At 66.7% G+C, this 26,767-nt stretch carries 19 protein-coding genes; 5 read left to right on the top strand and 14 right to left on the bottom strand.

The features are described 5' to 3' along the window. Positions 1 to 47: 47 nt before the first annotated feature. The 4 genes from topA to fadB all read right to left on the bottom strand — a co-directional run bounded on the left by topA (position 48) and on the right by fadB (position 6,501). Positions 48 to 2,654 carry a type I DNA topoisomerase gene (gene topA / locus AC3B6A_RS09265; protein WP_488402205.1) on the bottom strand — a complete coding sequence of 869 codons (2,607 nt, stop codon included), beginning with the start codon at positions 2,652 to 2,654 and terminating at the stop codon, positions 48 to 50. Between the two features lie 92 nt (positions 2,655 to 2,746). Beyond that, complete coding sequence (locus tag AC3B6A_RS09260; RefSeq protein ID WP_488402203.1) at positions 2,747 to 3,010, bottom strand: DUF1653 domain-containing protein; 264 nt, start codon at positions 3,008 to 3,010, stop codon at positions 2,747 to 2,749. Positions 3,011 to 3,147: 137 nt separating this feature from the next. Next, complete coding sequence (gene fadA, locus AC3B6A_RS09255) at positions 3,148 to 4,323, bottom strand: acetyl-CoA C-acyltransferase FadA (protein WP_488402202.1); 1,176 nt, start codon at positions 4,321 to 4,323, stop codon at positions 3,148 to 3,150. 30 nt (positions 4,324 to 4,353) lie between these two features. Then, a complete protein-coding gene (fadB, locus tag AC3B6A_RS09250; RefSeq protein WP_488402200.1) occupies positions 4,354 to 6,501 on the bottom strand; it encodes a fatty acid oxidation complex subunit alpha FadB in 2,148 nt (715 codons plus the stop codon). A 501-nt stretch (positions 6,502 to 7,002) separates the two neighbouring features. Between fadB and AC3B6A_RS09245 the strand changes: the two genes are divergently transcribed. Beyond that, complete coding sequence (locus AC3B6A_RS09245) at positions 7,003 to 7,809, top strand: hypothetical protein (RefSeq protein ID WP_488402199.1); 807 nt, start codon at positions 7,003 to 7,005, stop codon at positions 7,807 to 7,809. A 5-nt stretch (positions 7,810 to 7,814) separates the two neighbouring features. Here AC3B6A_RS09245 and AC3B6A_RS09240 read toward each other — a convergent pair whose 3' ends face one another. After that, entirely contained in the window at positions 7,815 to 8,249 is a 435-nt protein-coding gene (locus tag AC3B6A_RS09240; protein WP_488402197.1) for a hypothetical protein, read from the bottom strand. 71 nt (positions 8,250 to 8,320) lie between these two features. Between AC3B6A_RS09240 and AC3B6A_RS09235 the strand changes: the two genes are divergently transcribed. Beyond that, entirely contained in the window at positions 8,321 to 8,761 is a 441-nt protein-coding gene (locus AC3B6A_RS09235; RefSeq protein WP_488402196.1) for a universal stress protein, read from the top strand. Positions 8,762 to 8,801: 40 nt separating this feature from the next. On the opposite strand, the gene AC3B6A_RS09230 is transcribed toward AC3B6A_RS09235, so the two are convergent. Then, positions 8,802 to 9,482, bottom strand: coding sequence for a DUF6901 family protein (locus AC3B6A_RS09230; RefSeq protein ID WP_488402194.1), 681 nt, complete (start codon positions 9,480 to 9,482; stop codon positions 8,802 to 8,804). A 62-nt stretch (positions 9,483 to 9,544) separates the two neighbouring features. Beyond that, positions 9,545 to 11,461 carry an ATP-binding cassette domain-containing protein gene (locus AC3B6A_RS09225; RefSeq protein ID WP_488402193.1) on the bottom strand — a complete coding sequence of 639 codons (1,917 nt, stop codon included), beginning with the start codon at positions 11,459 to 11,461 and terminating at the stop codon, positions 9,545 to 9,547. 184 nt (positions 11,462 to 11,645) lie between these two features. On the opposite strand from AC3B6A_RS09225, the gene AC3B6A_RS09220 reads away from it, so the two are divergent. Both AC3B6A_RS09220 and AC3B6A_RS09215 read left to right on the top strand, forming a co-directional pair. Further along, on the top strand, positions 11,646 to 13,571 hold the full coding sequence (locus tag AC3B6A_RS09220; RefSeq protein ID WP_488402191.1) for a transglycosylase SLT domain-containing protein: 1,926 nt from the start codon (positions 11,646 to 11,648) through the stop codon (positions 13,569 to 13,571). Between the two features lie 61 nt (positions 13,572 to 13,632). Further along, complete coding sequence (locus AC3B6A_RS09215) at positions 13,633 to 14,013, top strand: lysozyme inhibitor LprI family protein (RefSeq protein ID WP_488402189.1); 381 nt, start codon at positions 13,633 to 13,635, stop codon at positions 14,011 to 14,013. A 134-nt stretch (positions 14,014 to 14,147) separates the two neighbouring features. Here AC3B6A_RS09215 and AC3B6A_RS09210 read toward each other — a convergent pair whose 3' ends face one another. The 6 genes from AC3B6A_RS09210 to AC3B6A_RS09185 all read right to left on the bottom strand — a co-directional run bounded on the left by AC3B6A_RS09210 (position 14,148) and on the right by AC3B6A_RS09185 (position 22,048). After that, on the bottom strand, positions 14,148 to 14,957 hold the full coding sequence (locus AC3B6A_RS09210; protein WP_488402188.1) for an MOSC domain-containing protein: 810 nt from the start codon (positions 14,955 to 14,957) through the stop codon (positions 14,148 to 14,150). Between the two features lie 272 nt (positions 14,958 to 15,229). Further along, a complete protein-coding gene (locus AC3B6A_RS09205) occupies positions 15,230 to 16,159 on the bottom strand; it encodes a chemotaxis protein CheV (RefSeq protein WP_488402186.1) in 930 nt (309 codons plus the stop codon). 114 nt (positions 16,160 to 16,273) lie between these two features. After that, positions 16,274 to 17,179: a lipid kinase YegS gene (gene yegS, locus AC3B6A_RS09200; protein ID WP_488402184.1), complete on the bottom strand. Its 906-nt coding sequence runs from the start codon at positions 17,177 to 17,179 to the stop codon at positions 16,274 to 16,276. Positions 17,180 to 17,259: 80 nt separating this feature from the next. Then, positions 17,260 to 18,819, bottom strand: a complete 1,560-nt coding sequence (locus AC3B6A_RS09195) for an FGGY-family carbohydrate kinase (RefSeq protein WP_488402183.1) — start codon at positions 18,817 to 18,819, stop codon at positions 17,260 to 17,262. A gap of 51 nt (positions 18,820 to 18,870) precedes the next feature. Continuing rightward, entirely contained in the window at positions 18,871 to 20,448 is a 1,578-nt protein-coding gene (locus tag AC3B6A_RS09190; RefSeq protein WP_488402181.1) for a glycerol-3-phosphate dehydrogenase/oxidase, read from the bottom strand. Between the two features lie 4 nt (positions 20,449 to 20,452). Further along, positions 20,453 to 22,048 (bottom strand): FAD-binding oxidoreductase, encoded by a 1,596-nt coding sequence (locus AC3B6A_RS09185; protein ID WP_488402180.1) that lies wholly within the window; start codon positions 22,046 to 22,048, stop codon positions 20,453 to 20,455. Positions 22,049 to 22,267: 219 nt separating this feature from the next. Here AC3B6A_RS09185 and gliR point away from each other — a divergent pair, with 219 nt between their 5' ends. Then, complete coding sequence (gene gliR, locus AC3B6A_RS09180; protein ID WP_488402179.1) at positions 22,268 to 23,296, top strand: AraC family transcriptional regulator GliR; 1,029 nt, start codon at positions 22,268 to 22,270, stop codon at positions 23,294 to 23,296. Between the two features lie 144 nt (positions 23,297 to 23,440). Here the strand turns inward: gliR and AC3B6A_RS09175 are convergent, their stop codons facing one another. Further along, the gene (locus tag AC3B6A_RS09175) at positions 23,441 to 26,287 is read right to left on the bottom strand and encodes an EAL domain-containing protein (protein WP_488402178.1); all 2,847 of its coding nucleotides are present in this window, start codon (positions 26,285 to 26,287) and stop codon (positions 23,441 to 23,443) included. Between the last annotated feature and the right edge of the window lie 480 nt (positions 26,288 to 26,767).

Raw genomic sequence — 26,767 nt, 5'->3', positions numbered from 1 at the left:
ACGTCGGCAGTATAAGCGCGCCCCGCCTCAGCGGGGCGCGCCTTCCATCAGCGCTTGTCTTCGGCCTTCCACTTGCCGCCGTCGTAGAACGCGCGCCAGCCGGTGGGTTTGCCCTCGACCTCGGACTGCACGTACTGCTCCTTGGTCTTGCGGCTGAAACGGATCACCGCCGGGCGGCCATCCGGGTCCTTCTGCGGGGCGGCGAGCAGGAAGTGGTACTTCGGATCCAGCTCTTCCTTGTGCGGCACCAGCTCGCTGACCAGCGGCGCGCGGGTCTCGCGGTTCTTCGGGAACTGGCTGGCGGCCAGGAACAGGCCGGAAGCGCCGTCGCGCAGCACGTAGATGTCGTCCACCTTCTCGCACTTGAGCTCCGGCATGCGGATGGCGTCCATCTTCGGCGGCGCGGGCTCGCCGTTCTTCAGCAGCTTGCGGGTGTTCTTGCAGGTCGGGTTGGTGCAACCGAAGAACTTGCCGAAACGGCCGGTCTTGAGCTGCATCTCGCTGCCACACTTGTCGCATTCCAGGCTCGGGCCTTCGTAGCCCTTGATCCGGTACTGGCCTTCCTCGATCTCGTAGCCCAGGCAGTCCGGGTTGTTGCCGCAGATATGCAGCTTGTGCTTCTCGTCGACCAGGTAGGCGTCCATCGCGGTGCTGCAGATCGGGCAGCGGTGCTTGCCGCGCAGCACACGGGATTCGGACTCGCCCTCGTCATCCGCGGCGATTTCGTCGCCCGGGATCAGGTTGACCGTCGCCTTGCAGCGCTCCTTCGGCGGCAGGCTGTAGCCCGAGCAACCGAGGAACACCCCGGTGGAGGCGGTGCGGATCATCATCGGCCGGCCGCACTCGCGGCAGGGGATGCTGGTCAGGGTCGGCTGGTTGGCGCGCATGCCGTCGTTGGCGGCCTCGGCCAGGTCGAGCTTCTTGCGGAAGTCGCCGTAGAACTCGTCCAGCAGGTGCTTCCAGTCGCGCTCGCCCTGGGCCACGTCATCGAGGTGCTCTTCCATGCCGGCGGTGAAGCCGTAGTCCATCAGGTTGGAGAAGCTCTCGTTGAGTCGGTCGGTGACGATGTCGCCCATCTTTTCCGCATAGAAGCGGCGGTTGTGGGTGGTGACGTAGCCGCGCTCCTGGATGGTGGAGATGATCGCCGCGTAGGTGGACGGACGGCCGATGCCGCGCTTTTCCAGCTCCTTGACCAGGCTGGCTTCGGAGAAGCGCGCCGGCGGCTTGGTGAAGTGCTGGCTCGGATCGAGCTTGAGCAGCTTCATGCTCTCACCCTGGTTCATCACCGGCAGGACGTCGTCCTCGCCCGGCTTGCTCTGCTGCGGCAGCACCTTGGTGTAGCCGTCGAACTTGAGGATGCGGCCCTTGGCGCGCAGCTCGAAGTCGCCGGCGGCGACGCTGACGGTGGTGGACAGGTATTCGGCCGGCGGCATCTGGCAGGCCACGAACTGGCGCCAGATCAGGTCGTACAGGCGCTCGGCGTCGCGCTCCATGCCCGACAACTGGGTCGGACGCAGGTTGACGTCGGACGGACGAATCGCTTCGTGCGCTTCCTGGGCGCCTTCCTTGCTGGAGTAGAAGTTCGGCTTGGCCGGCAGGTACTTCGTGCCGAACTCGCTGTCGATGAAGCCGCGCACCATGTCGATGGCGTCGGCCGACAGGTTGGTCGAGTCGGTACGCATGTAGGTGATGTAGCCCGCCTCGTAGAGACGCTGGGCCATCATCATGGTCTTCTTCACCCCGAAGCCCAGGCGGTTGCTCGCGGCCTGCTGCAGGGTGGAGGTGATGAACGGTGCCGAGGGCTTGCTGGAGGTCGGCTTGTCCTCGCGCTTGGCGACGCTGTAGGTGGACGCCTTGAGTTTCTCCAGGGCGGCCATGGCCTGGGCTTCGTTCAGCGGCTTGAAGGCTTCGCCCTTCTCGCGCACCACTTCGAAGCGGGCCTTCTGGTCCAGCGGCGTGCCGAGGTCGGCGTGCACTTCCCAGTATTCTTCAGGGACGAAGGCGCGGATCTCACGCTCGCGCTCCACCACCAGCTTCACCGCCACCGACTGCACGCGGCCAGCGGAGAGGCCGCGGGCGATCTTCGCCCACAGCAGCGGCGAGACCATGTAGCCGACCACGCGGTCGAGGAAGCGGCGCGCCTGCTGGGCGTTGACGCGGTTGATGTCCAGCTCACCGGGCTGGGAGAAGGCCTCCTGGATGGCCTTCTTGGTGATCTCGTTGAAGACCACGCGCTTGTAGCGCGAGTCATCGCCGCCGATGGCCTCGCGCAGGTGCCAGGCGATGGCCTCCCCTTCGCGGTCCAAGTCGGTTGCGAGATAGATGGTGTCGGCATCCTTGGCCAGGCGGCGCAGTTCGTCGATCACCTTTTCCTTGCCGGGCAGGATCTCGTACTTGGCCTTCCAGCCGTGCTCCGGGTCGACGCCCATGCGGGTGAAGAGCTGGCGCTTGGCCTTTTCCTTCGGCGACAGGGCCGGGGCTTCCGACGCAGCCTTGCGTCCTTTGGCCGCAGGCTCCTTGGTAGCGGAAGAACCGCTCGTGGGCAGGTCGCGGATGTGGCCGATGCTCGACTTCACCACGTACTGGTTGCCCAGGTACTTGTTGATGGTCTTGGCCTTGGCCGGTGATTCCACGATGACCAGCGATTTACCCATGGATCGGAAGATTCCTGCGTCGAATAGATGAATTTATAAGGAGGGAGGCGCTTGGAGCGGCACCGCTATATATAGTGGCGGTCACGCCAAGGTCAAGCCTGGCTTTCGCCGCATGGGCCGTCCTGGAGCCCCAGCGGATCGTTTTCCGCGGCGACCAGGGCGAAGCGCGGAACCCGCTCGCCGTTCACTTCCACGGCCTCGGTGAACATGCTTAGCGGACGCACCCAGAGACCGAATTCGCCGTACAACGCCTGGTAGATCACCAGCGTTTCCTCGGTTTCGGAGTGCCGTGCCAGGCCGAGCACACGGTACTGCCGCCCCTTGTAGTGTCGATACAGTCCGGTCTGCAGTTGCATGGCTAACCCTCTTGCGGCTGGCAGAAAAAGGCCGCGATTGTCCATGTTGCCCTTGTCCCGGGCAATCCCCAGCAAAAACGAAAGCCGGGGCACAGGGCCCCGGCTCGTCCATCTTCGAGAGCTTAGACGCTATCGCCTCAGATGCGCTCGAAGATGGTGGTGATGCCCTGGCCGAGGCCGATGCACATGGTGGACGCACCCAGGGTGCCGCCGTTCTGCTTCATCACGTTCAGCAGGGTGCCGGAGATACGCGCACCGGAGCAGCCGAACGGGTGACCCAGGGCGATGGCGCCGCCGTGCAGGTTGACCTTCTCGTCCATCTTGTCGAGCAGCTTGAGGTCCTTCAGCACCGGCAGGGACTGGGCGGCGAAGGCTTCGTTGAGCTCGACGAAGTCGATGTCGTTGATGGTCAGGCCGGCGCGCTTGAGCGCCTTGTTGGTCGACGGAACCGGACCGTAGCCCATGATCGCCGGATCGACACCGGCCACCGCCATGGCGCGAACCACGGCCATCGGCTGGATGCCCAGGTCCTGGGCGCGCTGGGCGCTCATGACGATCATGCAGGAAGCGCCGTCGGTGATCTGCGAGGAAGTACCCGCGGTCACGGTGCCGCCTTTCGGGTTGAACGCCGGCTTCAGGGCCGCCAGGCTTTCCAGGGTGGTTTCCGGACGGATGGTTTCGTCGAAGTCGAAGACCTTCAAGAAGCCGTTCTCGTCATACCCTTCCATCGGGATGATTTCGTCCTTGAACTTGCCTTCCTGGGTGGCCTTCCACGCCAACTGGTGCGAGCGCACGCCGAACTGGTCCTGGGCCTCGCGGGTGATGCCGTGCATCTTGCCCAGCATCTCGGCGGTCAGGCCCATCATGCCGGACGCCTTGGCGGCGTACAGCGACAGGTGCGGGTTCGGGTCGACGCCGTGCATCATGCCGACGTGGCCCATGTGCTCCACGCCGCCGATGACGAAGACGTCACCGTTGCCGGTCTGGATCGCCTGCACGGCGGTGTGCAGGGCGCTCATGGACGAACCGCACAGGCGGCTGACGGTCTGGCCGGCGCTGGTGTGCGGGATCTGGGTCATCAGCGACACCATGCGCGCGATGTTCCAGCCCTGCTCCAGGGTCTGGTTCACGCAGCCCCAGATCACGTCCTCGACTTCCGCCGGGTCGATCTTCGGGTTGCGTTCCAGCAGCTTGCTGATCAGGTGCGCGGACATGTTCTCCGCGCGGGTGTTGCGGTGCATGCCACCCTTCGAACGGCCCATCGGGGTGCGGCCGAAGTCGACAATGACGGCGTCTCTCGGATTCAGGCTCATAAATTCACTCTCGCTCTATTCGTTGCGCACTCAACCGAAGAACTTCTGGCCGTTCCTGGCCATTTCACGCAGCTTCGCGGTCGGGTGGTACAGCGGACCCAGATCGGCGTACTTGTCGGCCAGGGCGACGAATTCGGCTACACCGATGGAATCGATGTAACGCAGGGCACCGCCACGGAAGGGAGGGAAGCCGATGCCGTAGATCAGGCCCATGTCGGCCTCGGCGGCGGTCTCGACGATGCCGTCTTCCAGGCAGCGCACGGTTTCCAGGCACAGCGGGATCATCATGTAGTTGATGATGTCCTCGTCGGTCAGCTCGCGCTGCTCGACCAGGATGGACTTCAGCAGCTCGTAGGCCTGCGGATCGGAGACCTTCTTCGGCTTGCCGCGCTTGTCGGTCTCGTAGGCGTAGAATCCCTTGCCGTTCTTCTGGCCCAGGCGGTTGGCGTCGTACATCACGTCGACGGCGGTCTTGCCTTCCACGGCCATGCGGTCCGGGAAGCCTTCGGCCATCACGTCACGGCCGTGGTGGCCGGTGTCGATGCCGACCACGTCGGACAGGTAGGCCGGGCCCATGGGCCAGCCGAACTTCTCCATGATCTTGTCGATGCGCACGAAGTCCACGCCGAAGCCCAGCAGCTTGGAGAAGCCGCCGAAGTACGGGAACAGCACGCGGTTGACCAGGAAGCCGGGGCAGTCATTCACCACGATGGGGTTCTTGCCCATCTTCTTGGCGTAGGCCACGGTGGTGGCGACGGCCTGCTCGCTGGACTTCTCGCCACGGATGACCTCGACCAGCGGCATCATGTGCACCGGGTTGAAGAAGTGCATGCCGACGAAGTTCTGCGGGCGCTTCAGGGCCTGGGCCAGGTAGCTGATGGAGATGGTCGAGGTGTTGGAAGCGATGATGGTGTCTTCCTTCACCTGGCCTTCCACCTCGGCCAGCACGGCGTGCTTGACCTTCGGGTTCTCGACCACGGCCTCGACGACGATGTCGACGTTGCCGAAGTCGCCGTAGGACATGGTCGGGCGAATGGCGTTCAGGGCCTCGGCCATCTTCGCCGGGGTCATGCGGCCTTTCTCGACGCGCTTGCCGAGCAGCTTGGAGGCTTCGTCCAGGCCCATCTGGATACCCTCTTCGCGGATATCCTTCATCAGGATCGGGGTGCCCTTGGAAGCGGACTGGTAGGCGATGCCGCCACCCATGATGCCGGCGCCCAGCACGGCGGCCAGTTTCACGTCCTTGGCGATCTCGTCGTACTGCCTGGCCTTCTTCTTCAGGTCCTGGTCGTTCAGGAACAGGCCGATCAGGCTTTGCGCGACGGAGGTCTTGGCCAGCTTGACGAAGCCCTGGGCTTCGATTTCCAGCGCCTTGTCACGGCCGAAGTTGGCGGCCTTCTGGATCGACTTGATGGCTTCCACCGGCGCCGGGTAGTTCGGGCCGGCCTGGCCGGCGACGAAGCCCTTGGCGGTTTCGAAGGCCATCATCTGCTCGATGGCGTTCAGCTTGAGCTTTTCCAGCTTCGGCTGGCGGCGGGCCTTGTGGTCCAGCTCGCCGGCGATGGCGCGCTTGACCAGGTCAAGGGCGGCGGCCTGCAGCTGTTCCGGCGCCACGACGGCGTCGACGGCGCCGACTTTCAGCGCGTCCTCGGCCTTGTTTTCCTTGCCCGAGGCGATCCACTCGACGGCGTTGTCGCAACCGATGATGCGCGGCAGGCGCACGGTGCCGCCGAAGCCCGGGTAGATGCCCAGCTTCACTTCCGGCAGGCCGACCTTGGCGGTGAGGCTCATGACGCGGAAGTCGGCGGCCAGGCACATTTCCAGGCCGCCGCCCAGGGCGATGCCGTTGATCGCGGCCACGGTGGGGACGTTCAGGTCTTCGAAGTCGCTGAAGATCTTGTTGGCTTCGAGGTTGCCCGCCAGCAGTTCTTCGTCGGGCAGGTTGAAGTTCTCGACGAACTCGGTGATATCGGCGCCGACGATGAACACTGCCTTGCCGCTGCTCACGATCACGCCCTTGACGGACGCATCGGCCTTGATGGCATCCACTGCCTGACGCAGTTCATTCAGGGTGAGTCGGTTGAACTTGTTGACGGACTCGTCCTTGAGGTCGAACTTCAGCTCGACGATGCCGCTCTCAAGAGCCTTAACCGTGATGGCTTTACCTTGGTAAATCATCAACTGATCTCCACGCTAGGGAAGCTTGAAATCACACGTCGGACGCCGTGTATCGAGACTGCCCGGCAGTCGCCGAGGATAGTCCCAAAGCTTGCGGCACACCCGTCGACGCGATAGCCGGGGCGCGCTGTCCGAACCTTCGCACATAGCAAACGCTCGATTCATACGCCCGTTTGATTTGGGTGCGCCCACCTTCTAGGAAAAGCCGTTGCTTGTCAATCGGCGAGACGCAACGGTCGCAAAGCGGCCGGGGCGTCTGGGCCGGAGCATTCAGCAAGCTCACCCGCCTCCATTCACCACGCCTATCGTGACAATTTCAATCTGGCACCCCCGTGCACGAACAGCCGGCAGGCGGCTGTTCAAACGCCGGAGCGCACGCTAGAGTCCGACGGCAATGGCGATCTGCCTGCCGCCGGCGGAGGAAAGGACATCGCCAGCCGGACCGCCTGGAACCGGTGGAACACAACAACAAGAAGCCCATGGCTCCAAGGAGATGGAACGATGACAAGCCGTCCGCTTGTACGTCTGCTGTCCACGCTCGCGCTCAGCGCCCTTCCCCTCTTCGCCGCGGCCGACGCCGCCGGCGACCTGCTCAGCCTCCACCAGATGCGCCTGGCCGCCCAGCACAGCCTCGGCGACTTCTTCATGTTCAATGCGATGCAAGGCGACCAGAAATACGCCAGGCTGGTCGAGGCTTCGTCACGGAATGCCGGCGAAGCCCTGGGCAGGCTGGGGGCAATGCCCGGCAACGAATCCACGCAGCTGAAAGCGCAACTGCAGGATCAGTGGAAAGGCTATGCGGCCCAGTTGCAGACGCTGACCGGCGCACTGGATAAAAGTGGCTATACCGACCTGCAGCCGGTGGCCGACCTCGCCACGCAGAACCGCACGCTGCTGGAGACCGTCGACCAGCTCTATTCGAAGATCCAGGACGAAAGCGGCAGCAAGGTCCCGCCGCTGACCCAGCAGACCCGCGAACAGAGCCAGCTGATGCAGGACATCGCGGTGGACTACGCCTCGCGCAACGCCTCGGTCGGCGCGAGCGTCCCCGGCGGCAGCGAGGAACGCCCGCTGGACGACCTGGCCAACCGCTTCGCGATCAACCTGGTGAAGTTGCAGCAGGCGCCGCAGACCACGCCGGAGATCGGCAGGGCACTGCGCTCGGTGGCGATCAAGTGGCACTACATCGAGAAGTCGCTGCAGAACTACGACCAGAACAGCGTGCCGTTCCTGATCAACAAGTATTCCGACCGCATCATCGAAGACCTGGAGGCCGCTTCCAGCCTCTATGCCGCGCAGCAGAGCTGATCGTTTCAGGCATGCCGCTTGATGAATTCGGCGACCCGTTGCAGGTCGTCGCTGTCGCCCCGCTCGCCCCAGTACAGCGCCAGGAACTGGGGTGTCGCCTCGACCATGTAGACGTCCGCCGGCAGGCCGGCCAGCGCCTCGGCCAACTCGCCCTCGGCGCTCGCCTCGCGCCAGCGGTCCAGCCAGACACCCGGCTCGCTCTGCCAGTAGCACCAGACATCGCGGTTCCGGCCACGGGCCCGGTGGTACTGCGCGCACTGGCGCGGCGGCTGCCGCTCCAGCCAGTGCGGCCAGTCCTGGCGCGCGATCTGCATGGCCAGCCCCAGGCGCCGCGCCTGCATGCGCATGTCCATCTGGCCGCGCTGGCCCCGCGAGGGAATCAGCCAGGTCAGCGGGCTGAGCGCAACCGCAATGAGCAGGATCACCATCCAAACGGTCATATCGGGTATACCGGTCAAACATGGCCTGGCAGGCCATACTGATACTAACAAGTCCCCCGGAGGAGACGCCCATGCTCTACCAACACGTTCTGGTCGCCGTCGACCTTACCGAAGAGTGCGATCCGGTGATGAAGCGGGCCGTCGCCCTGGCCAACAGCGCCAAGGCCCGGCTCTCGGCGGTGCATGTCGTCGAACCCATGGCCATGGCCTTCGGCGGCGACGTGCCGATGGACCTGTCGATGCTGCAGCAGCAGCAGTTCGAACAGGCCAAGGAACGCCTGCACCAGTTCACCCTCACCTACTCGGAAATCACCAGCTCCCAGTGCCACCTGGTCTACGGCCAGCCGCGCCAGGAAATCCACCGGCTCGCCGCCGAGCAGGGCTGCGACCTGATCATCGTCGGCAGCCACGGCCGCCATGGCCTGGCGCTGCTGCTGGGTTCCACCGCCAACGATGTGCTGCACGGCGCGCCCTGCGACGTCCTCGCCGTGCGCCTGCTGAAAACCAGCTGACAGCCGCGGCGGGCCCCACGAGGCCCGCCGCCGCCATGCCTCAGAGCATATCGCCGCTCATCAGCAGCGGACGTACCTTCTGCAACTGCGCCTCCAGCGAATAGCTCATGCTCGACGCCATGGAGAAGAAGCTGAGGAAAGCCTTCAGGTTCGAGTCGCTCTCGCAGGTCTCATGGATACGCTGCCAGAACGCCTGGTTCACCAGCTGCAACTGCTGGAACTGCTTCACCAGCCCCTTGAGTTCCCAGTCCGCGTGGCGCCCCTCGCGGAAGTTGAAGTACTGCCGCATCAGGTACAGCGATACCGCGCGCAGGATGAACTCCTGGTTGCTGGCGAACGGCAGGTGCTGCTGCGCCATGGGCTTGAGCTTGCCCAGCAACGGGCAGGCGCTGGTGGCCATGATCACCCCGAGCAGCGCGCGCAGCCCCTCTTCCAGCCCCGCGTGCTTGGTGTATTCGCGCTCCGGCGTAACGACCAGCACCGAAGTCTTCTTGAAGGCCGGCAGGCCGCGGAAATCCTCGATCACCCGGTGCAGGTCCACCGCGGCGGGGCAGTGGCTGCACTGCCTGGTGCTCAGCGGACAGTTGCTGCACTGGTTGTAGTCCAGCCGCGTCCAGCGGGGCGCCTGGGCGGCGGCATCGGGGTCGTAGTGGCGTTCCAGTTCGATGTGGTAGCTGAATTCGTGTTCATCATCCAGGGTGATGCGGTATTCGATTGCCATTCGGCCATCCCTAACAGTCTTTGATCAGCGATACGCACAGGCACATCGCCGGACCGAACGGATCACTCCTCCAGTTCGGCCCAGCGCTCGATCAGCCGGTCCAGCTCTTCCTGCAGGGAACTCAGGCGCGCCAGGGCAACCTGGGTTTCGCCCTGCGGACGCAGGTAGAAGTCCGGCGACGCAGTTTCTTCCTGCAGCGCGGCCAGTTCCGCCTCCAGGGCGTCGATCTGCCCGGGGATGGCTTCCAGCTCGCGTTGCAGCTTATAGCTGAGTTTCTTCTTCGGCGCGGCGGCTTCCGCCGGTGCGCCGGGTGCCGCCGCCGGCTGCGCGGGGGCTGGCTCGGCGGCGGGCTTGTCGGCCTTCTCCTCGCCCACGCCCAGCAGCTTGGGCGAGCCGCCCTGGCGCAGCCAGTCCTGGTAGCCGCCGACGAATTCGCGCACGCGCCCTTCGCCTTCGAACACCAGGGTGCTGGTCACCACGTTGTCGAGGAAGGCGCGGTCGTGGCTGACCATCAGCACGGTGCCGTCGAAGCTCAGCAGCACTTCTTCGAGCAGCTCCAGGGTTTCCACGTCCAGGTCGTTGGTCGGTTCGTCCAGCACCAGCAGGTTGGCGGGCTTGCTGAACAGCTTCGCCAGCAACAGGCGTGCCCGTTCGCCGCCGGAGAGCGCCTTCACCGGGGTGCGGGCGCGCTGCGGGGAGAACAGGAAGTCGCCCAGGTAGCTGAGCACGTGGCGGTTCTGGCCGTTGATGGTGATGAATTCGCGACCTTCGGAAATATTGTCGATGACGGTCTTTTCCGGCTCCAGCTGGTGACGCAACTGGTCGAAATAGGCCACTTCCAGTCGGGTGCCTTCCTTGATCGAGCCGGAAGTCGGCTGCAGGTCGCCCAGCAGCAGCTTGAGCAGGGTGGTCTTGCCGGTGCCGTTGGCGCCCAGCAGGCCGATGCGGTCGCCGCGCTGCAGCACCACGGAGAAATCGCGGATCAGCGCCGGGCCGCCCGGATGGGCGAAGCCGACCTTTTCGGCGACGATCACCTGCTTGCCGGACTTCTCCGCCGTTTCCAGCTGGAAGCTGGCCTTGCCCTGGCGCTCGCGGCGCTCGGCGCGCTCGTTGCGCATCGCCTTGAGGGCGCGTACCCGGCCTTCGTTGCGGGTGCGGCGGGCCTTGATGCCCTGGCGGATCCACACTTCTTCCTGGGCCAGGCGCTTGTCGAACAGCGCGTTGGCCGCCTCTTCCGCCGCCAGTTCCTGCTCTTTGTGCACCAGGAAGCTGGCGTAGTCGCCGTTCCAGTCGATCAGGTGGCCGCGGTCCAGTTCGAGGATGCGGGTGGCCACGGCCTGCAGGAAGGCGCGGTCGTGGGTGATGAACAGCACAGCGCCGGGGTAGTCGGCCAGGGCCGCTTCCAGCCAGGCGATGGCGCCGATGTCCAGGTGGTTGGTCGGCTCGTCCAGCAGCAGCAGGTCGGGCTCGGCGACCAGCGCCTGGGCCAGCAGCACGCGGCGGCGCCAGCCCCCGGAGAGCTCGGCGAGGGTCTTGTCGGCCGGCAGTTGCAGGCGGCTCAGGGTGGTGTCCACCAGTTGCCCCAGGCGCCAGCCGTCACGGGCTTCCAGATCCTGCTGGACGCGCGCCAGCTGGGTCAGGTCGTCCTCGTTCTCGATGTGCTGGCTCAGGTGGTGGTAACGCGCCAGCAGCTCGCCGACTTCGGCCAGGCCTTCGGCGACCACGTCATACACGGTGCGCTCGTCGGCGCGCGGCAGTTCCTGGGGCAGTTCGCCGATCTTCAGCGCCGGGGCGCGCCAGATGTCGCCGTCGTCGGGCTTCTGCTCGCCCTTGACCAGCTTGAGCATGCTCGACTTGCCGGTGCCGTTGCGGCCGATGACGCAGACCCGCTCGCCCCGGGCGATCTGCCAGGACACCTTGTCCAGCAGCGGCGTGGTGCCAAAGGCAAGGGACACATCGGTGAACTTCAGCAGGGTCATGGGGCATCTCCACAAGCAGGGCGCGCAGTTTACGGGAAAGCGCGGAAAAGTCAGAGGGTTGCAGACAATCGTCGACTGCCGCGCAGCCGCCACGGGCGGCGCTTTCACCACCCTGCCGCAACGGCTAAGCTACCGACAGCGGCGCGAGCCATCGCCCGTCCTCGATCATCATCCCGGAAGTGCCATGCGCGGTCGCCTTTTCACACTGTTTTCCTGCCTGTTCCTCAGCCTGTCCGCCCAGACGGCCAGCGCAGCATCCTTGCCCCAGCAACGCCAGATGTACGACGAGGCGCAGAAAGCCCTCGCCCGCAACGACAGCGGCCCCTATTTCCGCTACCAGTCGGCGCTCGCCGACTATCCGCTGGAGCCCTACCTGGCCTATGACGAGCTGACCAATCGTCTGAAAAGCGCCGGCAACGACGAGATCGAACGCTTCATCACCGAGCACGGCGACCTGCCGCAGATCAACTGGCTGAAGCTGCGCTGGCTGCGCCAGCTGGCCGACGCCGGCGACTGGAATACCTTCGTCAACTATTACGACCCGAAGATGAACTTCACCGAGCTGGACTGCCTCTACGGCCAGTACCAGCTCGGCCACGGCAAGAAGGCCGAGGGTTACGCCACCACCGAGAAGCTCTGGCTGGTAGGCAAGTCCCAGCCGGACGCCTGCGACACCCTGTTCTCGATCTGGCAGGCCGACGGCCAGCTCACCGAGGAAAAGGTCTGGAAGCGCCTGAAGCTGGCCGCCGAGGCCCGCAACTACGGCCTGGCCACCACCTTGTCGAAACGCCTGCCGACCCTCGGCAACCAGGGCGCGCTGATGGTCAACGTGGCGCAGAACCCCGCGCAGCTGAGCCAGACCGGCCGTTTCGGCGCCCGCGACCATGCCACCGCCGACGTGGTCGGCCTGGGCCTGCGCCGCCTGGCCAGACAGGACCCGGAGAAAGCCATCGGCCTGCTCGACTATTACCAGTCGGTGCTGCCCTTCTCCAGCGACGAGAAGGTCTCCATCGCCCGCGAGATCGGCCTGAGCCTGGCGCGCCGCTACGATCCGCGCGCCCTGCCGATGATGGAGAAGTACGACCCGCAACTGCGCGACAACACCGTCACCGAATGGCGCCTGCGCCTGCTGCTGCGCCTGGGCCGCTGGCAGGAGGCCTACCAGCTGACCCGCGCCCTGCCCCCGGAGCTGGCGGAAACCAGCCGCTGGAAATACTGGCAGGCGCGCGCCCTGCAACTGGCCGAGCCGCAGAGCCAGCAGGCGATCAGCCTGTACCAGCCGGTCGCCCGCGAGCGTGACTTCTACGGCTTCCTCGCCGCCGACCGGATCAACGCTCCCTATCAGCTGAACAACCGCCCGGTGGCCCCGGACGCGCGCACCCTGCAGCGCGTGCGCAACGCCGCCAGCACCCGCCGCGCCCTGGAGTTCTACGCCCGTGGCGAGATCATCAACGCCCGCCGCGAGTGGTACCACGCCGCCCGCCTGCTCAGCCACGACGAGCTGCTGGCCCAGGCGAAGATCGCCTACGACATGCAGTGGTACTTCCCGGCCATCCGCGCGATCAGCCAGGCCAAGTACTGGGACGACCTGGACATCCGCTTCCCCATGGCACACCGCAACACCCTGGTGCGCGAGGCGCGCAATCGCGGCCTGCACTCCAGCTGGGTGTTCGCCATCACCCGCCAGGAGAGCGCCTTCATGTCCGATGCGCGCTCGGGCGTCGGCGCCGCCGGCCTGATGCAGCTGATGCCGGGCACCGCCAAGGAAACCGCGAAGAAGTTCGGCATCCCGCTGGCCTCGCCGCAGCAGCTGATCGTGCCGGACCTGAACATCCAGCTCGGCGCCGCCTACCTCAGCCAGGTGCACGCCCAGTTCAACGGCAACCGCGTGCTCGCCACCGCCGCCTACAACGCCGGCCCGGGGCGCGTGCGCCAGTGGCTGAAGGATGCGCGCCACCTGGCCTTCGACGTCTGGGTGGAGACCATCCCGTTCGACGAGACCCGCACCTACGTGCAGAACGTGCTGTCCTACGCGGTGATCTACGGGCAGAAGCTCAACGCCCCGCAACCCATCGTCGACTGGCACGAACGCTTCTTCGACGAACTCTGATCCACTCCCCGCCCGGCACCCGCCGGGCGGTTTTCATCCCCTCAAGGAAACGGAAATTCCCATGCGCAAGACCCTGTTCTGCCTCACCGCCCTGACCGCCGGCCTGCTCAGCACCGACCTGGCCCTGGCCGCCTGCGAGAAGCCACGCAACGCCTTCGACAGCGTGTACTGCCTGAGCACCGAATACGCCCAGGTCGACCGCGAGCTGAACCAGGCCTTCGGCACCCTGCGCAAGCAGCTCAACGACGGCCAGAAGGCCGCGCTGAAGAAGAGCCAGCTCGCCTGGATCAAGGACCGCGACACCCAGTGCAGCTACGAGCGCGACGACGGCTACTTCGTCAACCTGCAGTGCGCGGTGGACAAGACCCAGGAGCGCCTGGGCGTGCTGCGCGAACGGGAGCGCGAGTGCCAGAGCACCGGCTGCGTCGACGCCAAGCTGTAAGACGGGAACCGCCGGCCACGCCTGACCATGGCGTTGGCGACGGCATCGGCGTAACGGCGTGCAACCGCGAGCGGTTGCACGCCCTGCGCCAGGGCTGACCTCCGCGTGATACGCCGGTCAGCCGTGGTCGCGCCCTACTCCAGCACTTCCACGTCCATCCCCAGGCGCAGCTCGCCGCCGCCAAGGGCGATCAGGTTCTGCCCGAACTGCGCCTCGCCGTTGACGTTGCGGTACTGCAGCAGGGTCGCCAGCGGCTGGCGCTCCGGGTCGCGCTCGCCGGTGTGCGGGTCGATGGTGGTGAGGATGCAGCGCGAACAGGGCTTGGCCACCTTGAAGGTGACGTCGCCGATGCGGATGCGCTTCCAGCCGTCCTCGGCGAAGGGCTCGGCGCCCGCCACCACCAGGTTCGGACGAAAGCGCAGCATCTCCAGCGGGCGGCCGACCTTCGCGCAAAGATCGTCCAGGGAGCCCTGGCCGATCAGCAGCAGCGGGAAGCCATCGGCGAAATGCACCCGCTCGCCCGGTTCGGCGTAGGCGGTATCCACCTGCCGCGCGCGCTGCTCGGGCATCTGCACCAGGCGCACGTCGCGGTCGAGGAAGGTGCTCAGCCACAGCGCGGCGGCGTCGCCGGCATCCGGCACCTGCAGCATGTCGCGCCAGATGAGCACGCCACGCAGGCTGTCGTCGCGGCCCGGCACCTTCACCAGCAGATCGTCCATGCCCGGCGCGCGCAGGCGCAGGGTCTGGAAACCGTCCTGCCAGCGCGCCTCGATGCGGCCCAACTGCGGCAGCAGGCGCTGGGTCAGGAAGCGGCCATTGGCGGCTTCGACCACCATCCAGCGGCGATCGCCCTCCAGGCCCAGGGCGTCCAGGCGGATCGACTGCAGGGGCTCGCCGGCGGTGGACTTGACCGGGTAGCGGTAGAGCTCGCTGAGGCTGTACATCGGAGGCTTCCTTTCATGCGGCGAAAGCGACCTTATACGGGGTGGGACGGGCGCCTCGCAATCCGTAGGAGCGCGCTTGCCCGCGAAACGCGGCGATCAGGTGCGTAGCTGAGGCGATGGAGGCCTCTGTGAGGGATTTCGCGGAGAAGCTCCGCTCCTACGAAAGCAGCGTGGAGCAGGAACCGAACGCTCTTGATCCTGTAGGAGCGGAGCTTCTCCGCGAGCCGGCGGCAAGACAGGTTCGCGAGCAAGCTCGCTCCTACGAAAAGCCCTTAGGCGGGGACTTTCTGCAGGCGCCGGCGAATCACTTCCACCAGTTGGTCGGGCTGGAACTTGGAAAGGAAATCGTCGCAACCGACCTTCTTCACCATCGCATCGTTGAAGCTGCCCGACAGCGAGGTGTGCAGCACCACGTAGAGGTCGCGCAGGCGCGGGTCGCTGCGGATCTCGGTGGTCAGCCGGTAGCCGTCCATCTCCGGCATCTCGGCGTCGGTGAAGATCATCAGCAGCTTCTCGTCCAGGTCGAGCCCCTGGTCCGCCCAGCGCTGGAGCTGCTGCAACGCGCGCAGGCCGTCGGTGGCCACGTGCATCTTCAGGCCGAGCTGGGTCAGGGTGTCGCGCAGTTGCGCGATGGCCACGCTGGAGTCGTCCACCACCAGCACTTCGCGGCCACGGGTGCGCGCGAGCAGCTCGTCGTCCAGCCGATCGGCCGAGACGCGGGTGTTCATCGGCACGATCTCGGCCAGCACCTTCTCCACGTCGATGATTTCCACCAGGCGGTCGTCCACCCGGGTGATGGCGGTCAGGTAGTGCTGGCGACCGGCGCCGCCGGGCGGCGGCTGCACGGCTTCCCAGTTGAGGTTGAGGATGCGCTCCACCCCGCCGACCAAGAAGGCCTGCACCGAGCGGTTGTATTCGGTGACGATGATGGTGCTGTTCTCGTCCGGCGTCAGCGCGCGCATGCCGATGGCGCGCGACAGGTCGATCACCGGCAGGGTCTGGCCGCGCAGGTTGATCACCCCGCAGATCATCGGGTGGCGCTGCGGGATCAGGGTCAGGCGCGGCAGTTGCACGACTTCCTGCACCTTGAACACGTTGATCGCGAACTGCTGCCGTCCGGCCAGGCGGAAGACGAGGATCTCCAGGCGGTTCTGTCCCACCAGTTGGGTGCGTGAGTCGACGCTGTCGAGAATACCGGCCATGCCTGCTCCAGGTGCGAAATGAGTCGTGCGGGAATGCTATCGGCCGGTTGTCCCGATTCAGGATAATGGCCTCGCGCCATCATGCCCGACTCTCCGGCGGGCCACCAGTGCGCCTCAGCGGCTCGGGGCCGCCGCCAGTAGCGGCGAATCCTCCGGCAGGTGCATGGACAGCGCCGCCGGCCGCACCGCGAAACGCAGGTGCCGCCCTGCCAGGGGCTCGCCGTCGAGGTTCACGTCCAGCCCTTCGGCCGCGTCCACCTCCAGCCAGGGCAGGCGTGCGCGGACGAACACTTCCTGGCCGCCCAGCCCGCTGCCGAGCAGGGCGCCCAGCGCGTCGACCATGTCCTGCGGCGCGGGCAGGATGCCCACGTCCAGCAGGCCGTCGTCCACCCGCGCGTCCGGGCAGAGCGCATGGCCGCCGCCGGCCTGCCGGCCATTGCCGATGCCCACGGCGAGAAACTCGCCCTCCCAGTGGAAGCCCGGTCCGCGGAAGCGCCCACGGGCGCTGTGCACCTCGGAGAAGCGTGTCAGGCCGGTCAGCAGGTAGGCGGCGCCGCCCAGCAGTTTCTTCAGCTCCTCGGGGGTGTTGGCGGTGACTTTCGAGCCGAAGCCGCCGGTGGCCATGTTGAGGAACAGCTGACCAGCCACCTCGCCGATATCCACCGGGCGCGGCGGAGTCTCCAGCAGCGCCAGGGCGGCCATCGGCTCCAGCGGCACGCCGGCGGCGCGGGCGAAGTCGTTCGCGGTGCCCAGCGGCAGGACCGCCAGGCTGGCCGTCCCGCCGCACTGGACCAGCGCTTCGGCCACGTCGCGCACGGTGCCGTCGCCACCGCCGGCGACGAGGGTCGTGTATCCGGCCGCCAGCGCTTCCTCGACCAGCCGCCGGGCGTCCCCGCCTTCCCAGGTCACCCGCACGTCCAGCACCCGGCCGGCCTGGCGCACGGCCAGCACCGCCTCGCGCACCGCGTCGTTGGCGGCCTGCTTGCCGTGCAGAATCAACATGGCCCTGTATTGCCTCATGGCCGGCCTCCTCCCGCTCGATCCATTGGCTATGGCTTCAGATTAACGGACAGGAATTGCGCCAGACACAATCCGCCGGCTCATGCCGGATAACCGGTGATCTCGCGGATGCTCCGGTACAACGGTTTCAGTTGCCGGTACATGCGCTGGTAGACCTCGCGGTACAGCCGCTCGTAGGTGCGCTGCGCCTCCGGACGCGGCTGGAAGACCTCGCCGACGCGGGTCATGGCGGCGATGGCGCTGGCGAAGTCCGGGTAGAGCTTCAGGCCCACCGCGCAGTCGATGGCCGCGCCCAGGCCGGACGCCTCGTAGACGTGCGGGCGCTCCGCCGGCAGGCCGAAGATGTCGGCGGTGAGCTGCATCGCCGCGTCGCTCTGCGAGCCGCCGCCGGCCACGCGCAGGCGCTCGATGCGCGTGCCGGAGCGCTTCTCGATGCGCTCCTTGCCCTGCCGCAGCGCATAGGCCAGGCCCTCGAGGATGGCGCGGTAGAGGTGCGCGCGGGTGTGCACGTCGCCGAAGCCGATGATCGAGCCCTTGGCCTCCAGCCCCGGCTCGCGGATGCCGGGCGTCCAGTAGGGTTGCAGCATCAGGCCCATGGAGCCGGCGGGCACGCTGTTGACCAGTTCGTCGAAGAGCTTTTCCGGCTCGATGCCCAGCTCGGCGGCGCGCTGCATCTCGCGCAGGCCGAACTCGCGCTTGAACCAGCTGACCATCCAGAAGCCGCGGTAGATCATCACCTCGGTGTTGAAGTGATCGGGGATCGCCGCCGGGTACGGCGGGATCAGCGGGATGGTTTCCAGGTAGCGCGCGCGGGTGGTGTTGATGGTCGCGGTGGTGCCGTAGGACAGGCAGGCCACGCGCGGGTCGATGGCGCCCGCGCCGAGCACCTCGCAGGCCTTGTCGGCGCCGGCGGCGATCAGCGGCAGGCCCTCGGGAATGCCGGTGTGGCGGCTGGCCTCGGCAGTGATCCCACCCAGCCGCGCGCCGGGCTTGAACAGTTCCGGCAGCTGCTCGCGGCGCACGTTCACGGCCTGCCATTTCCAGTCGCGCGGCGCGGCCCATTGCAGTTTCCTGTAGTCGAACGGCAGGTAGGCGACGCTGCAGGCCACCGAGTCGACGAAGCGGCCGCACAGGCGCTGGGTGAGGAAGCCCGAGAGCAGCAGCACCTTGTGCGTGCGCCGGTGGATGTCCGGCTGCTGCTGGGCGACCCAGTTCACTTCGGCCTGGGTGCGGAAGTAGTCCACCGCGCCCTGCGCGCCCACCAGTTTGAACAGCCAGCCCCAGGGGCCCTTGATCGGCTCGCCCGGCGCGGCGCGGCGCTGGTCCAGCCAGATGATCGCCGGGCGCAGGGCCTGGCCGGCTTCGTCGACGTGGATGACCGTGCCGCGCTGGGTCGTCAGCGATACGCCACGGATGCGGCTGCGGTCGATCTCGACGCTCGCCCACAGGCGCTTGCAGGCCTCGCCCAGCTGTTCCCAGTAATACTCCGGGTGCTGCTCCGCCCAGCCGGGGTTGTCGGAGAAATAGGCTTCCAGCTCCACCTTGCCCTTGCCGACCAGGTTGCCCTGCAGGTCGAAAAGCAGCGCGCGCACGCTCTGGGTGCCGTTGTCGATGGCCAGCAGATAGTTGTTGTCATCCATTGCGCATTCTCGTCTTTTGCAGCTTGCGGCTTGTCGCTTCTGGCTTCCCGCTTACGCGGGCAGGCTGTAGCTGCGCCGCCAGAGCGCCAGGTAATCCTGTTCTTCACGCTTCCAGCGCGCATCGTTCCAGCCCAGGCGTAGCTGGCACAGCGCGCGGATCCTCGGCAGTTCGGCGGCGGCGCCGGCCTCCAGCAGCAGGCCGATGCGGGTGCGGCGCAGCAGCAGGTCGTCCAGGTGCAGCACCAGCTCGCCCTCCGCCGCCCAGGCCAGTTCGGCCCAGAGGCAATCGGTGTCGCCGATGCGGCCCGCGCCCACGCTTTTCAGCAGACGCGCAAGCTCCGGCAGCGCGCGTCCGTGGCGGCCGCCCAGGCGGCGCTGCTGGGTCGGTGTGAGGCCCGGCAGGGCGACGTCTTCGCAGGAGCTGAAGACGCGCTCCCCCGTGGTTTCCAGCGGCCGTTCCAGCATCGGCGCGCAGGCCGCCAGCACTTCAAGCGCCAACAGGCGGAAGGTGGTGAGCTTGCCGCCGGCCAGGGTCACGCAGCCGGGCTCGACCCACAGCGCGTGCTCGCGCTTCTCGTCCGAGGGCTTGAGCATCGGAGCGCCGTCGCTGACCACCGGGCGCACGCCGGCCCAGGTGGAACGCACGTCGGCGGCGCCGATCCGCGCGGAGGGAAACTGCTGCGCACAGGCGCCCAGCAGGTAGTCCAGTTCCTCGCGGCTGATGGCGGCGTCATCGTCCAGCGTCTCGCGGTGATCCAGGTCGGTGGTGCCGACCACGGTCGCGCCTTCCCAGGGGAAGACGAACACCGGGCGCTGGTCCTCGCCATGCATGAAGCTGAAGGCGTGGGCCACCGGCAGGCGCCAGGCCGGCAGCAGCAAATGGCTGCCGCGCAACGGGCGGATGTGTTCGCTGCCGTGCTTCTGCCGCAGCGCATCGGCCCAGGCGCCGGTGGCCAGCGCCACGGCGCGGCTGCGGAAGGTGAAGCGCCCGCCGCTTTCGCGGTCCTCGGCGACCAGCCCGCGCACGCAGCCGTCGCGGCGATCCAGTTCGATCACCTTCAGACCGTTCAGCGCCTCGCCGCCGTCGGCCCGCGCTTCGCCGAGCACGCGCATCACCAGCCGTGCGTCGTCGGTCACCGCGTCCTGGAAGCGGGTGCCGCCCAGCAGGCGCGCTTCCTGCAGGCCCGGCGCCAGGTAGCGCAGTTCTTCCAGGCGGTAGAACAGGTGGTTGCGCCGTCCGGCGAGGGCGTCGTACAGCGACAGCAGCGTGCCGAACACCCGCGGGCCGGGGAAGCCGCCCTGGTAGTGCGGCATGATGAAGCTCAGCGGATCGACCAGCCCCGGCGCCTCGCCGAGCAGGCGCTGGCGTTCGCGCACCGAGTCGCGGGTCAGGCCGAACTGGCCCTTGGCGATGTAGCGCAGGCCGCCGTGGACCATCTTCGACGAGCGGCTGGAGGTGCCCCAGGCGAAGTCGCGCTGCTCGATCAGCAGGCAGCGCCAGCCGCGCCGCGCGGCCTCGCGGAGGATGCCGGCGCCGCTGATGCCGCCGCCGACCACGATCAGGTCCCAGTCCTGCGCGGCCAGCTCCGGCAGCGCCGTGGCGCGCCATGCTGCGTTCCAGGCGGGCATCGGGTCAGTCCTGCAGCAGGGTGCCGGGGTTCAGCCGGCCGGCCGGATCGAAATGCCCGGCCAGCGCCCTGATCGCTGCGATGCCCAGCGGACCTTTCTCCACCGGCAGGTAGGGCGCGTGGTCCTTGCCCACGCCGTGCTGGTGGCTGATGGTGCCGCGGTTGTGGGCGATGACCCGGCTGGCCGCGTGCTTGAGCGTGCGCCAGCGTTCGTGGGTCTGCGCATAGCTGGCCGCCGGGCGGAACACGTAGGTGGTGTAGATGCTCGACCCTTCGCCATAGACGTGGGACAGGTGGGTGAACACGTGCACCCGCTCGCCCTCCGCGGCCAGGCCGTCGCGCAGGCTGGCTTCGATGCGGCCCAGCAGGTTGTCGACATTGGACCAGTCGGTGGCGGTTTCCAGGGTGTCGACCACGTAGCCGCTCTGCCACAGCGCCTCGCGCAGGTAGGGGAAGCGGAAGCGGTTCTGCGCCCACTTCCTGCCCAAAAGGGTGCCGGTGAAGACGCCGCCGAAACCCTTGAGCAGACGCCGCGCGGCGCGCAGCGAGGTGGCGTTCTGCGCGCGGTCGCCGGTGACGCCGAAGGTCAGCATGCACTTGCCCTCGCCCGCGCCACGCAGCTTCAGGTAGCGCTCCAGCCAGGCGATCTGCCCCGGGTGGCCGGCCAGGGCCAACTGGGTCCGGGTCTCGATGGCGTTGGACAGGCGCAGCATGGACAGCGGCACGCGCGCCTGCGCCAGGGTGCGGATGCCGTCCAGCGCCTGCTCCCAGGACGGCAGGAACACCGCGTAGAAGCGTTCGTCCTCGGCGATGCGCGTCACCCGCACCTTCACCGAGGAGAGGATGCCGAAGCGGCCTTCGGAACCCATCACCACTTCGCGCAGGTCGGGGCCGGCGGAGGATGCCGGGAAGGTCGGGATGTCCAGGCTGCCGGCGAAGGTTTCCAGGGTGCCGCCGGCGAACAGCTGCTCGATGCGCCCGTAGCGCAGCGACTGCTGGCCGCTGGAACGGCTGGCGACCCAGCCGCCGAGGGTGGACAGCTCCCAGGACTGCGGGAAGTGGCCGAGGGTGTAGCCGCGGGCGCGCAGCTGGCTCTCCACCTGCGGGCCGTTGGCGCCGGGGCCGAAGGTGGCGACCAGGCTCTGCTCGTCCAGCTCCAGCAGGCGGTTCATGTGCTCCAGGGACACGGTGAGCACCGCCTTGTCGGAGGCCGGCGGATTGATGTGCCCGGCCACCGAGGTGCCGCCGCCGTAGGGGATCACCAGGCAGTCCCAGAGCTCGGCGAAGCGCAGCAGCTCGCGGATCTGCTCGGCGGTCTGCGGGTAGGCGACGCCATCGGGGAACACGCCGAACTCACCTTCGCGCATCGCCAGCCAGTCCGGCAGGCTCTGGCCACGGGCGTGCAGCAGGCGGTCGCGGGCTTCGCGCACCACCAGCGGGTGCTCGGGCAGGCGCGAGGCCGGCACCTTGGCCAGCACCTGCTCCAGCGTGGCATCCGGCAACGGCTGGCCGGCGCCGACCAGCTCGGCAAGAAAACCACCGCCGCTCTCGGGCAGCTCCACTGTCGTCGTTTCCTCACCCCAGCCGTTCCAGCGTCGCATGCCCACTCCTTTCAATTTGGATCTGTACGAAAAGTCGTCGAGCGAAGGTCAACCGACTTCCAACGAAGCATCACCGAAGCGCAGACACTTTTCGCACAGAACCAGGCTATTTCGATGCAATGTGATGGCTGCCTATACTAGCCAGTCGCCCCACGCTGTCACTGTCGGATCAAGACAGGCGCAGTTGCCGATCGAGACACCAGAACAAGAACAAACGCCATGCATCCTCTCGGCTATACCTCCGTCCCCGCACTGCTGAAATACCTGCGCCACGCCGAGGCCCTCGGCATGGACCTGGACGCCGCCCTGCAGGCCGCCGGGCTCGAACGCTCGCAGCTCAGCGACAACAGCCAGCGCCTGCCCAGCGAGACCCACGAGCGGCTGCTGCAGCACCTCTGCGCGCACTCGGGCGACCCGCTGTTCGGCCTGCGCTCGGCACGTTTCGTCCAGCCCGGCTCCTGGAGCGTGCTCGGCTACATCACCATGAACTGCGCCAACCTCGGCGAAGCCATGGGCCGGATCATTCCGTACGAAAAGCTGGTGGGCGACATGGGCACCAGCCAGCTGGAGCCGGGCGACGACCATGTGAAGCTGATCTGGAACTGCCGCCACGACGCCGCGCCGATCCGCCGGCACATGGTGGAGAACGTGCTGGCTTCCTGGCTGCTCTATGCGCGCTGGATCGCCGACACCGATGGCTCGCCGAAGGAAGTCTGGTTCGAACACGCGCAGCCCGAGGGCACCGATATCGCCGAGTACGAGCAACTGTTCGGCTGCCCGGTGCGCTTCGAGAAGAGCTGCAGCGCGCTGCTGGTGCCGCTGCACCTACTGGCCTATCCGCTGCGCCAGGCCGACGCCAACCTGCTGCGCGCGCTGGAGGAACACGCCCTGGCGCTGATGGCCGGACTGGACGACGACGAGCCGCTGCCGCTGCGGGTGAAGAACGCGCTGCGCCTGCTGCTCAAGGACGGCCTGCCGCGCAAGGAGCGCGTCGCCGAACGCTTCGAGATGACCGTGCGCACCCTGCAGCGCCACCTGCAGCAGGCCGGCACCAGCTACCAACTGATCCTCGACGAGCTGCGCCAGGAACTGGCCGAACACTACCTGGTGCACAGCGACCTGCCGATCCAGGACATCGCGCAGTACCTGGGCTTCACCGAGTCGCGCTCCTTCCACCGCAGCTTCAAGGGCTGGACCGCGCAGACACCCGGCGAGTACCGCCAGCGGCATAAAAAAACGCCGGTCTGAAGCCTGCGCTACACAGGCCGGCACAGCACGCAGATCGAGCACATGCCCGGGGACCATCGCGGGCATGCCAAGAGGACGCCGCAGTAACAGAGCATCACGCAGGTGCGTCCCCGCAGCCGCCGCCAGTTGGCCCATCAGCAGGCATTAGAATCTGCGATGGCGGAGTTCGTGGTACTGAAAGGCCTCCCTTACCTGCTCCAGCAGCGCATCGCCATCCCAGGGTTTGAACAGGAACTTGAACAACGTTCCCTGGTTCACTGCCTCGACTACCGTCTCCAACTCCGCATACCCGGAAAGAATGATGCGGACAGTCTCCGGGTAGAGCTCCCGCACCCGGCCCAGGAATTCCGTTCCACTCATCCGCGGCATGCGCTGGTCCGACAGAATGACCTGCACCTCGTTGCGGGCGAGGAGTTCAAGCGCATCAAGGGCGCTGCTGGCGGTGAGAATATGAAAGTCCTCACCATGGAACAGACGCTGCAGCGCCGCCAGCACATGGACCTCGTCGTCGACGAGCAGTAACGTCCGGCTGCCGCCCGGAGCAGGGCCTGGAAGCGGCAGGGAGACCTTGCGTTCGAGCATGTCGGCCAATGCCGAAGCGGGCACGGGCTGGCTGAAGTAATAGCCCTGAATGTCGTCGCAATGATGCCGGCGCAGGTAACTCATCTGCCCTTCGGTCTCCACCCCCTCGGCAATGACCCGCAGCTTCAGGGCCCGGGCGAGGCCGATCACGGAAAGGCAGATCGCGGCATCCTGGGGATTGACCGTGATGTCATGGACGAAGGATTTATCGATCTTGACGTGATCGAAGGGAAAACGCTGCAAGTAGCTCAGAGAGGAATAACCGGTACCGAAATCATCCAGCGTCAGCTTCACGCCGCGGCCGTGGAGTTCGTCCAGGATCCGCGCTGCCGCGGGGATATCTTCCATCAGCGTGTTTTCGGTGACTTCAAGCTCCAGGGCCTTCGCCTCCAATCGGCTCTCGGTCAAGGCATTCCACACCACCTGGGCCAGGTTTTCCTGGTGGAACTGGCGCACCGAGAGGTTCACCGCCACCGGCGGCACATGCAGGCCGCTGTCCATCCAGGCGCGGATCTGGCGGCAGACCGCTATGATCGCCCATTCGCCCATGGGCAATATCAGGCCGGATTCCTCCGCCTCGGTGACGAAGTCCGACGGCATGACGAGGCCGCGCTGCGGATGCTGCCAGCGGATCAAGGCTTCGGCCCCCGTCAGGTTGCCACTGCGCAGACTCACCTTCGGCTGGTAGTGCATCACGAACTCGCCCTGGACCAGGGCCTTGTGTAGATCGGCCTCCAGCGCGAGGCGCGAAGCGGCACGCACTTCCATTCCCCCGGCGTAGAAACAGAACGTGTCGCGTCCATTGGACTGGGCGTGCCGCGTTGCCAGTTCGGCATTGCGGAGCAGGCGTTCGGCGGCCTCCCCGTCCCGCGGATAGAGGCTGATGCCGATGCAGGCGCGGGGATAGATGTCCTGCCCGGCCAGCCGCAGCGGTGCGCCCATTTCCTGCAGCAGCTTGCATGCGATGGGGCCTGCGTCTTCCCCCCGCGCCATATCCGCCATCACCACGGCGAACTCGCCATCCGCCAGGCGCGCTACCGTGTCGCTCTGCCGCAGACAGGCGGACAGCCGGCCGGCGATCGAGCGAACCAGCTCGTTGGCGGCCTCATAGGGAAGTGCATCTCTGACGGCCTTGAACCGGCGAAGGCTGACCATCAGTACCGCGACTTCGCGTTTCACCCGGGCCGCGTGGATGACCACCTGCTGCAGCCGATCCAGGAGCAGGCTGCGATTGGGCAGCCCCGTGAGGGTGTCGTGGTTCGCCAGATAGGCCAGCTCCTGCTCCGCCAGCCTGCGACTGGCCGTTTCCCGCAGGCTGCCAATGCCATAGGCGAGACCGTCCGCCAGCCCCTGCAGCAGTTTGGTTTCAGCCTCGTCGAAGGCTCCGGGCCTGTCCGAGTATATGCACAGGCAGCCCATGCTCTGCGCCCTGGTGCGGAGCGGCAGCGCCAGGGTCGAAGCGAAGCCGAAGCGCAACAGCCCGTCGCGGCAGCGGGCGCAGGCCTGCTCAGTATCGATGTAGCGCGAGACAAGCGGCTCTGCCTCGCTCACGGCATCCAGCGCCGGGCAATGGTTGTGCATGGCCTCGGCCCAGGACGCTTCGAAAGAGTCGGGACATCGGCCGTCTTTCCCCGCAAAGGCAGCCAGTTCCATCGGCTGGTTATCGCCCTGCGTGGCAAAACCGACCCAGGCCAAGGCATAGCCGCCTTCGTCAACGAAACAACGGCATATCATGTCCAGCAGTTCCCGCTCGCTGTCCATCCGCATCAGCAGGTCGTTGCAGTGGGAGATCATCTGGAGGGTGCGGTCTGCGCGGTGCAGTTCGGCGCCCTGCGCTTCCACCTGCTGCTCCAGTGCCCGGACACGGAGCGCCTGCTCCCGCTGCAGCCGTCCCTTCTCCGCAAGGGACCAGGCCAGTTGGAGGACCTGCGCCGCCTCGAAAGGCGTCTGCAGGATCAACCAACGATCCGGGTTTCCCAGGCGGTTGGCGACCGCCTCCCAGGCGTAATCGCCCGAGGGCGTGCAGATGACGACCTGGATGTCGGGATCAACCTGCCACAGGGCCTCAACCGTAGCCAGGCCATCCCAATGCGGCATACGCGCGCCGACGAAGGCGACGGCACAGGGGTATCCCTCTGCACGAGTGGCGGCCGCGCGATCACGTCCCGCCTCCCCGTCCGAGACCAGTTCCACCAGGAATTCAGGGCGCCGTAGATTTCGGGCGGGCCGGCCCGGAAAGGAGCCCCCGGGATCGGCCAGTTCAGCGGCCAAGTCCGTGTCCCGGGCGCAGAGCATCGGCTGAAGGCTGTCCAGTACCGATCGGTCATCGTCGATGACGAGAAGTCGCGGGACCCGATCGACTGCCTTGAGCGCCTCGCTGCGAATGGCATCGGAAGGGGATGTACTCATGACGGCACCCTTTTTACATCCTGCCCTGCACCGATGTCGGTGACAGGACCATCGCATGGTTCAGAGGCGGACAAAGCCATTCAAGGGGTGAATCCCCGTCGCTATTGCAATCGGGGGCTCCCGAGCTCTCGGCTCCAGATGGCACACATGTGTAGACCGCGCCTCCAGCACATCCCGGACATTGGCAGCAGCGCCACCGTCTCGCCCAGGCCCAGCGGAAGTGCTTCCGGGGAGAACTGGAGCATACCCTCCTCGGGCATCTCATCATTCCCTCGCATCGCCATCTTCCCATCTCGGGCATTCGAGCATTGCCGGCATGTCCGGACCTGCATGCCTTACCGGTATAGAGCAATAGATAGCATTAGGCCAGCCGCCTGGCCTTCCAGCACGCACGGTTCCATCAAGTCGCTCGAAGTCAGCGGAGCCACCTGACTCGATCCGCGTCTGGGCATCCGGCAACGGCTGCACGCCAGCCAGCGT

This window comes from Pseudomonas sp. B12(2026) (genome assembly GCF_057767015.1).
Note: the sequence above shows the minus strand (reverse complement) of the source record. Positions and strands in the feature narration are given on the sequence as shown.

Bases quoted from the DNA above. Each gene is read 5' to 3' on its own strand.
- fadB (WP_488402200.1), bottom strand. From the start codon at position 6,501: ATGATTTACCAAGGTAAAGCCATCACGGTTAAGGCTCTTGAGAGCGGC.
- AC3B6A_RS09225 (WP_488402193.1), bottom strand. From the start codon at position 11,461: ATGACCCTGCTGAAGTTCACCGATGTGTCCCTTGCCTTTGGCACCACG.
- AC3B6A_RS09190 (WP_488402181.1), bottom strand. From the start codon at position 20,448: ATGCCCGCCTGGAACGCAGCATGGCGCGCCACGGCGCTGCCGGAGCTG.
- AC3B6A_RS09230 (WP_488402194.1), bottom strand. From the start codon at position 9,482: ATGGCAATCGAATACCGCATCACCCTGGATGATGAACACGAATTCAGC.
- yegS (WP_488402184.1), bottom strand. From the start codon at position 17,179: ATGAGGCAATACAGGGCCATGTTGATTCTGCACGGCAAGCAGGCCGCC.
- AC3B6A_RS09215 (WP_488402189.1), top strand. From the start codon at position 13,633: ATGCGCAAGACCCTGTTCTGCCTCACCGCCCTGACCGCCGGCCTGCTC.
- AC3B6A_RS09240 (WP_488402197.1), bottom strand. From the start codon at position 8,249: ATGACCGTTTGGATGGTGATCCTGCTCATTGCGGTTGCGCTCAGCCCG.
- fadA (WP_488402202.1), bottom strand. From the start codon at position 4,323: ATGAGCCTGAATCCGAGAGACGCCGTCATTGTCGACTTCGGCCGCACC.
- AC3B6A_RS09210 (WP_488402188.1), bottom strand. From the start codon at position 14,957: ATGTACAGCCTCAGCGAGCTCTACCGCTACCCGGTCAAGTCCACCGCC.
- gliR (WP_488402179.1), top strand. From the start codon at position 22,268: ATGCATCCTCTCGGCTATACCTCCGTCCCCGCACTGCTGAAATACCTG.
- AC3B6A_RS09220 (WP_488402191.1), top strand. From the start codon at position 11,646: ATGCGCGGTCGCCTTTTCACACTGTTTTCCTGCCTGTTCCTCAGCCTG.
- AC3B6A_RS09195 (WP_488402183.1), bottom strand. From the start codon at position 18,819: ATGGATGACAACAACTATCTGCTGGCCATCGACAACGGCACCCAGAGC.
- topA (WP_488402205.1), bottom strand. From the start codon at position 2,654: ATGGGTAAATCGCTGGTCATCGTGGAATCACCGGCCAAGGCCAAGACC.
- AC3B6A_RS09175 (WP_488402178.1), bottom strand. From the start codon at position 26,287: ATGAGTACATCCCCTTCCGATGCCATTCGCAGCGAGGCGCTCAAGGCA.
- AC3B6A_RS09185 (WP_488402180.1), bottom strand. From the start codon at position 22,048: ATGCGACGCTGGAACGGCTGGGGTGAGGAAACGACGACAGTGGAGCTG.
- AC3B6A_RS09205 (WP_488402186.1), bottom strand. From the start codon at position 16,159: ATGGCCGGTATTCTCGACAGCGTCGACTCACGCACCCAACTGGTGGGA.
- AC3B6A_RS09245 (WP_488402199.1), top strand. From the start codon at position 7,003: ATGACAAGCCGTCCGCTTGTACGTCTGCTGTCCACGCTCGCGCTCAGC.
- AC3B6A_RS09235 (WP_488402196.1), top strand. From the start codon at position 8,321: ATGCTCTACCAACACGTTCTGGTCGCCGTCGACCTTACCGAAGAGTGC.
- AC3B6A_RS09260 (WP_488402203.1), bottom strand. From the start codon at position 3,010: ATGCAACTGCAGACCGGACTGTATCGACACTACAAGGGGCGGCAGTAC.